At 64.6% G+C, this 7,772-nt stretch carries 7 protein-coding genes; 2 read left to right on the top strand and 5 right to left on the bottom strand.

The features are described 5' to 3' along the window. The 4 genes from JNK84_RS13750 to rpsL form a co-directional block, all read right to left on the bottom strand. A partial coding sequence (locus JNK84_RS13750) for a GTP-binding protein (protein ID WP_293419206.1) occupies positions 1-159 on the bottom strand: 159 nt, incomplete at its 3' end. A gap of 68 nt (positions 160-227) precedes the next feature. Further along, the gene (gene fusA / locus JNK84_RS13745) at positions 228-2,303 is read right to left on the bottom strand and encodes an elongation factor G (protein ID WP_293424964.1); all 2,076 of its coding nucleotides are present in this window, start codon (positions 2,301-2,303) and stop codon (positions 228-230) included. A 39-nt stretch (positions 2,304-2,342) separates the two neighbouring features. Then, positions 2,343-2,813 carry a 30S ribosomal protein S7 gene (gene rpsG / locus JNK84_RS13740; RefSeq protein WP_293424963.1) on the bottom strand — a complete coding sequence of 157 codons (471 nt, stop codon included), beginning with the start codon at positions 2,811-2,813 and terminating at the stop codon, positions 2,343-2,345. Between the two features lie 83 nt (positions 2,814-2,896). Further along, a complete protein-coding gene (gene rpsL, locus JNK84_RS13735) occupies positions 2,897-3,268 on the bottom strand; it encodes a 30S ribosomal protein S12 (RefSeq protein WP_038312203.1) in 372 nt (123 codons plus the stop codon). A 658-nt stretch (positions 3,269-3,926) separates the two neighbouring features. Between rpsL and JNK84_RS13730 the strand changes: the two genes are divergently transcribed. Together JNK84_RS13730 and JNK84_RS13725 are read left to right on the top strand one after the other, a co-directional pair. After that, positions 3,927-4,313 (top strand): hypothetical protein, encoded by a 387-nt coding sequence (locus JNK84_RS13730; RefSeq protein ID WP_293424962.1) that lies wholly within the window; start codon positions 3,927-3,929, stop codon positions 4,311-4,313. Positions 4,314-4,417: 104 nt separating this feature from the next. Continuing rightward, complete coding sequence (locus JNK84_RS13725) at positions 4,418-4,813, top strand: hypothetical protein (protein WP_293424961.1); 396 nt, start codon at positions 4,418-4,420, stop codon at positions 4,811-4,813. Positions 4,814-4,913: 100 nt separating this feature from the next. On the opposite strand, the gene JNK84_RS13720 is transcribed toward JNK84_RS13725, so the two are convergent. Then, positions 4,914-7,772, bottom strand: a 2,859-nt coding sequence (locus JNK84_RS13720) for a DNA-directed RNA polymerase subunit beta' (RefSeq protein WP_293424960.1), incomplete at its 5' end; no start/stop codon positions are given.

The following is a 7,772-nucleotide window of genomic DNA, read 5'->3' as shown; positions in this document are numbered from 1 at the left end:
CGCCTTGTCGATCTGGTCATACGCCGTGAACGTCGCGCCGCCAGACTCAGCCAGAACCTTCGTGATCGCAGCCGTCAGAGACGTCTTGCCATGGTCAACGTGGCCGATCGTCCCGATGTTGCAATGCGGCTTGTTGCGTTCAAACTTTTCCTTGGCCATCGCGGCCTCCTTCAATGTGCGCCCTGCCGGAGGATCTGGTTGGAGACCCGGTCAGGCAGTTGGATTGCTTAGGCGTATTTGGCCTGGACTTCGGCGGCGACGTTGGACGGCGCCTGATCGTAGTGGCTGAACTGCATCGTGTAGCTGGCGCGGCCCTGGCTGAAGGAGCGCAGCTGGTTGACGTAGCCGAACATGTTCATCAGCGGCACCTTGGCCTGGATGACATTGGCGTTGCCGCGCATGTCCTGGCCCTGGATCTGGCCACGGCGGGAATTGAGGTCGCCGATGACCGAGCCGGTGTACTCCTCGGGAGTCACCACCTCGACGCTCATGATCGGCTCGAGCAGGACCGAGCCGCACTTCTGCAGCGCCTCACGCATGGCGGCGCGGGAGGCGATTTCGAAGGCGAGAACCGAGGAGTCGACCTCGTGGTAGGCGCCGTCGATGAGAGTCGTCTTGACGTCGACCACGGGGAAGCCGGCGATGATGCCCGCGCCCATGACCGAGTCGATGCCCTTCTCGACGCCGGGGATGTATTCCTTCGGCACCGAGCCGCCGACGATCTTCGACTCGAACGCATTGCCGGCGCCCGGCTCGTTCGGCTCGACGATCAGCTTGATCTTCGCGAACTGGCCGGTACCGCCCGTCTGCTTCTTGTGGGTGTAGTCGATCTCGGCCTTCTTGGTGATCTTCTCGCGGAAGGCCACCTCGGGAGCGCCGACCGTCACGTCCACCTTGTGGGTGCGGCGCAGGATGTCGACCTTGATGTCGAGATGCAGCTCGCCCATGCCTTTGATGCGGGTCTGGCCGGACTCGGCATCGGTCGACACACGGAAGGACGGATCCTCGCCGGCGAGCTTCATCAGCGCCAGCGCCATCTTCTCCTGATCGGCCTTGGTCTTCGGCTCGATCGCCATCTCGATGACCGGCTCGGGGAATTCCATGCGCTCCAGGATGACCGGCTTCTGCGGGTCGCAGAGCGTGTCACCGGTGCGGGTGTCCTTCAGGCCGACCAGCGCGACGATGTCGCCGGCATAGGCTTCCGAGATTTCCTCGCGGTTGTTGGCGTGCATGAGAACCATGCGGCCGACGCGCTCGTTCTTCTCGCGGGAGGAGTTGAGCAGGCCCATGCCCTTCTCGAGCTTGCCCGAGTAGATGCGGCAGAAGGTCAGGACGCCGTACTGGTCGTCCATGATCTTGAAACCCAGAAGCGCCAGCGGCTCGGCGTCGGAGGACTTACGCTCGGTTTCCTGCTCGGTCTTCGGATCGATGCCCTTGATCGCCGGCACGTCGACGGGCGACGGCAGATAATCGACGACGGCGTCCAGCAGCGTCTGCACGCCCTTGTTCTTGAAGGACGAGCCGCAGAGCACGGGGAAGAAGGCGGAGGTGAGGACGGCCTTGCGGATCAGCTTCTTGAGCGTCGCCTCGTCGGGCTCGTTGCCCTCGAGATAGGCTTCCATCGCCGTGTCGTCGAGCTCGACGGCGGCTTCGACCAGCTCATTGCGATACTGGGCGGCCTTCTCTTTCAGGTCCTCGGGGATTTCGAGGTTGGCGTCGAACTCGGCGCCGAGCGACTCACCCGACCAGACGACGGCCTTCATGCGGACGAGATCGACAACGCCCTTGAACGCGGACTCAGCGCCGATCGGCAGCTGGATCGCGATCGGTTTGGCACCGAGGCGCTTCTTGATGTCGTCCAGGCACATGTAGAAGTCGGCGCCGGTCTTATCCATCTTGTTGGCAAAGACGATGCGCGGAACCTTGTACTTGTCGCCCTGGCGCCAGACCGTCTCGGTCTGCGGCTCGACGCCCTGGTTGGAATCGAGGACGCAGACGGCGCCATCGAGCACGCGCAGCGAGCGCTCGACCTCGATGGTGAAGTCGACGTGGCCGGGGGTGTCGATGATGTTCAGGCGCTTGCCCGACCACTGGGCAGTGGTCGCGGCCGACGTGATCGTGATGCCACGCTCCTGCTCCTGCTCCATGAAGTCCATGGTAGCGGCGCCGTCATGGACTTCGCCGATCTTATGGGACTTGCCGGTGTAGTAGAGGATCCGCTCGGTCGTCGTCGTCTTGCCCGCATCGATGTGGGCCATGATGCCGAAGTTGCGGTAGTCCTCGATCGCGTGAGTGCGCGGCATGATCTTTGGTCCTTCGGTTCCGGTGAACCGTAAAAGTCGTTACCAGCGGTAATGCGAGAAGGCGCGGTTGGCTTCCGCCATCTTGTGGGTGTCTTCGCGCTTCTTGACCGCGTTGCCACGGTTGTTGGCGGCGTCCAGCAGCTCGGCCGAGAGCTTGTCCACCATGGTCTTGTCATTGCGCGAGCGCGCGGCCTGGATCAGCCAGCGGATCGCCAGAGCCTGGCGGCGGTCCGGACGAACCTCGACCGGCACCTGGTAGGTGGCGCCGCCGACGCGGCGGGAGCGGACCTCGATGGCCGGCATGACGTTCTCCAGCGCCGACTGGAAGACGCCGAGCGGGTCAGACTTCGCCTTGGCTTCGATCTGGTCGAAGGCGCCGTAGACGATCTGCTCTGCGACCGACTTCTTGCCTTCGTACATGACCGAATTCATGAACTTGGCCAGCACGACATTGCCGTACTTCGCGTCCGGAATGACTTCCCGCTTTTCGGCCCGGTGACGACGAGACATCGTTCTCTCCGTTGATCTTTAAAGCCACCGGCCGCTCCAACCCGGCGCGACGCGCCTCGGCCGGAGCGGCCAGCGGAAACTGGTTACTTCGGACGCTTGGCGCCGTACTTGGAACGACGCTGCTTGCGGTTCTTGACGCCCTGGGTGTCGAGAACGCCGCGCAGGATGTGGTAGCGCACGCCGGGAAGATCCTTGACGCGGCCGCCGCGAATCATGACCACCGAGTGCTCCTGGAGGTTATGACCCTCACCAGGAATGTAACCGATGACCTCGAAACCGTTGGTCAGACGAACCTTGGCGACCTTGCGGAGCGCCGAGTTCGGCTTCTTCGGGGTCGTCGTGTAGACGCGGGTGCACACGCCACGCTTCTGCGGGCAGCCCTCCATGTGGCGGGACTTCTCGCGGTAGGTGCGCGGCTGACGCGGCTTGCGGATCAGCTGATTGACTGTCGGCATCGGCGGCCTTGTCCTTAGAATCGTGAGATCCGGCACGCCGAACCTCGCTGAAGCTTCGCTTTCCCCGCTCCGTTGTCGGAACAGGCAACCGGGCACCGGTCTGCCTTCACGGCAAACGGCACCCAGCGAAAACAGAGGATCGCCCTGCCCTGCGGCTGTGCGATCATGCGTTTCGATCTGACGGTCGTCAGGCGACGCGGTCTCGGTTTGCTTCGGTCGAAGCGGCCTTGGGGCCGTCTCGGGACCGGGTGTGCAACCGACCTACGTCGGAAAGTCCGGGGGCAATACACGCTGAGTCGGTTGGCGTCAAGCGCCGAGGCCCGCAAACGGGCGCGAAGACTGGAAATGTCCGAGCGCGTCCGCAATCCGACAGAAACAATCGCGGGCCGCGTCGTCATAATCCATCAGCCTCGTCCCGCTACCTGTTTCCACAGGGTCGGCAAGGCCCGGGGCACGGGCGGATCAGGGCGTTTCCCTATAGGAAGAGAATCGGCTTATCCGCATAGTGCCCTCCGTGAGGACCGGCATGGGCTTGTTGCTCCGCCGGGTTCATCACGGAGAACCAACGATCCGCGGGTCACCGCGACCACGGAGTTCTTCGCACAATGCCGCGGCCGGGCGACATGGTCGCGGTCGATACGTGAAAAGGGGATAGACCATGGCGTTCAGGAACGTCGTTCTCGCGGCACTTGCCGCTGTTGCTCTGGCCGGTTCCGCCGGCCTGCCCGCGCAGGCCCAGACCGATCGCGACGGTCAGCAGCGCTGGGTCAACATCGTCAATCGTTCGGGCGTGACGATCCGCGAATTCTACATGACCGATGTCGACACCCGCGGCTGGGGCGACGACCGCCTCGGTCAGGAGGTGGTCGAGCCTGGCGATTCGCTGCGCGTCGTGCCGACCCCGCGCCAGCGTTCGCGCGGCTACTGCCAGTACGACATGAAGGTCGTCTTCGCCAACGACCGCACGGTCGAGCGCCGCGGCGTCAACCTGTGCTCCACGAGCAATCTCGTCTGCACCTCGACCGGCTCCTGCCGCACGAACTGATCGGTGTCAGCCGAATGCGAGGAGGCCGCCTCCGGGCGGCCTTTTTCGTTTCGGGCGGAGCGCGATCGGCGCGCGCCGTCCATATTTCGAAGGAAATTTGCATCATGGCATTCAAGGACACAGCTCTCGCCCTCGTGGCCTCCCTCGCGCTGGCGCTTACCGCCGCGCCGGCCGGCGCTCAGGGAACCTCGGCCGACGAGGACGGCCAGTATCGCTGGATCGACATCGTCAATCGCAGCCCGGTCCCCATCCACTACTTCTACATGACCGATGTCGACACCCGCAGCTGGGGCAATGATCTCCTTGGCCGGCGCGGCACGGTCGAGCCCGGCCGGGTCGTGCGCGTATTCCCCAACCGCGTCCAGAGCGCGCGCGGCTATTGCCGTTTCGACATTCGCGTCGGCTTCGCCAACGGCTCGCGCGTCGAGCGCCGCCAGGTGAACCTCTGCCGCGCGCAGGCGGTCGTCTGCACCTCGACGCAGTCCTGCGCCGTGCGCTGAACCGAAACCGCCGTCGCAAAAAGCAAAGGGCCGCCCCGGAGGCGGCCCTTTTTCATTGCGCGAAACGAACAGGGGCGCGAGGCCCCTGCCCTGTCGGGCGTCAGCGCTGCTCGATCGCCACGACTTCGGCCGGCGCGCCGGCGGCGCGCTGCTTCTCGTCGAGGATCAGATCGTCGCGCTTCACGGCGATCTCGCGGATGCGGTTGATCATCGCGCCGGTACCCGCCGGGATGAGGCGGCCGACGATGACGTTCTCCTTGAGGCCCTCGAGCGTGTCCGACTTGCCGTTGACGGCAGCTTCGGTGAGCACGCGCGTGGTCTCCTGGAACGAGGCCGCCGAGATGAAGGACCGCGTCTGCAGCGAGGCCTTGGTGATGCCGAGCAGCACGGGCACGCCGGTCGCCTGGCGCTTGGTCTTGTCGTCGACGATGGCGAGGTTGGCCTCTTCCATCTCTGACGCGTCCACCTGGTCGCCCTGGATAAGATCGGTGTCGCCGGGATCAGTGACCTCGACCTTCTGGAGCATCTGCCGGACGATGACCTCAATGTGCTTGTCGTTGATGACGACGCCCTGAAGCCGGTAGACCTCCTGGATTTCGTTGACGAGGTAGGCAGCAAGCTCCTCCACGCCCTTGATCGCCAGGATGTCGTGCGGCGCCGGATTGCCGTCGACGATGAAGTCGCCCTTCTGCACCTCGTCGCCGTCCTGAAGGTGGATGTGCTTGCCCTTCGGGATCAGATACTCGGCGGCATCCTGATCGGCCTCGAAAGGCTCGATCGTCAGACGGCGCTTCTGCTTGTAGTCCTTGCCGAAGCGCACGACGCCGGAGATTTCCGCGATGATCGCGGCATCCTTCGGGCGGCGCGCCTCGAACAGTTCGGCGACGCGCGGCAGACCGCCGGTGATGTCACGGGTCTTGGCGCTTTCCAGCGGGATACGGGCGATGACGTCGCCGGCATGGATCCGGCCGCCGGGCTCGAAGCTGATGACGGCGTCGACAGCCAGCGCGTAGCGCGCATCCGTGCCGCGCGGCAGCTTCTGAAGCTTGCCGTTCGAGTCGCGGATGATGAGAGCCGGCTTGAGGTCGGCCGAGCGCGTCGAGGTCCGCCAGTCGGTGACGACGCGCTTGGTGAAGCCCGTCGCCTCGTCGGTGGTTTCCGCGATCGACTGGCCATCGACCAGGTCCTCGAAGCCCAGCACACCGTCGATCTCGGAGATGATCGGACGGGTGTAGGGATCCCACTCGGCGATGCGCTGGCCGCGCTTCACCTTCGTGCCCTCGTCGACGCGCAGCTTGGCGCCGTACTGGATACGGTGCGTCGCGCGTTCGGTGCCGTCGGCATCGGCGATGATCACCGCCATGTTACGGCCCATGGCGATCAGCTCGCCATCCGAGTTCTTCACGATCGAGCGGTTGCGGATCTTGATCGTGCCCTCGAAGGTGGCCTCGATGAACGAGGTATCGACCACCTGGGCAGCACCGCCGATGTGGAACGTACGCATGGTGAGCTGCGTGCCCGGCTCGCCGATGGACTGCGCGGCGATGACGCCGACAGCTTCGCCGATATTGACCTGGGTTCCGCGGGCAAGGTCACGGCCGTAGCACTGGCCGCAGACGCCGACCTTGGTCTCGCAGGTGAGCACCGAGCGGATCTTGACCTCCTGGATGCCGGCGGCGGTGATCGCCTCGACATCCTTCTCCAGGATCATCGCGCCGGCCTCGACCAGCACCGCGCCCGAGGACGGGTCGGTGACGGTGACGGCGGCCGAGCGGCCGAGGATGCGCTGGCCGAGGGTCGCGACGACCTGGCCGGCATCCACGATCGCGCGCATGCCGATGCCCTTCTCGGTATGGCAGTCGCGCTCCGTGATGATGCAATCCTGCGCCACGTCGACCAGACGGCGGGTCAGGTAACCCGAGTTCGCCGTCTTGAGCGCCGTGTCGGCGAGGCCCTTACGAGCGCCGTGGGTGGAGTTGAAGTACTCCATCACGGACAGGCCTTCCTTGAAGTTCGAGATGATCGGCGTCTCGATGATCTCGCCCGAGGGCTTGGCCATCAGGCCGCGCATCGCGGCGAGCTGGCGCATCTGGGTCGGCGAACCACGCGCACCCGAATGCGACATCATGTAGATCGAGTTGATCGGCCGGTCCTGGCCGTTCTCGTCCTTCTTCACCGCCGAGATGCGGCCCATCATCTCCTGGGCGAGACGGTCCGAGCACTTGGCCCAGGCGTCCACGACCTTGTTGTACTTCTCGCCGAAGGTGATGAGGCCGTCGAGATACTGCTGCTCGTAGTCCTTGGTGAGGGTACGGGTCTCCTCGACGATCGGCCACTTGTTGTCCGGGACGACCATGTCGTCCTTGCCGAAGGAAATGCCGGCCTTGTAGGCGTGGTAGAAGCCGAGCGCCATGATCCGGTCGCAGAAGATGACCGATTCCTTCTGACCGCAATGGCGGTAGACGGTGTCGATCATCGCCGAGATCTCCTTCTTCGTCATCAGCTTGTTGGCTGCGTCGAAGGGAACCTTGGGCGACTTGGGAAGCAGCTGGCCGAGCAGGACGCGGCCGGGCGTGGTCTCGTAGATGCGGCGGACATGGTTGCCGTCGGCATCCAGGCCCTCCCAGCGATACTTGATCTTGGTGTGCAGCGTGACGACCTTGTTCGTCAGCGCATGCTCCAGCTCGCCGACATTGGCGAAGGCCTTGCCCTGGCCGGGCATGCCGTCCGACATCAGCGAGACGTAGTAGAGGCCGAGCACGATATCCTGCGACGGCACGATGATCGGCGCGCCGTTGGCGGGGTGCAGGATGTTGTTGGTCGACATCATCAGCACGCGCGCTTCCAGCTGCGCTTCCAGCGACAGCGGAACGTGCACGGCCATCTGGTCGCCGTCGAAGTCGGCATTGAAGGCCGAGCAGACGAGCGGATGGAGCTGGATCGCCTTGCCCTCGATCAG

The organism is Phreatobacter sp., from assembly GCF_016793595.1.
Lineage (GTDB): Bacteria > Pseudomonadota > Alphaproteobacteria > Rhizobiales > Phreatobacteraceae > Phreatobacter.
Note: the sequence above shows the minus strand (reverse complement) of the source record. Positions and strands in the feature narration are given on the sequence as shown.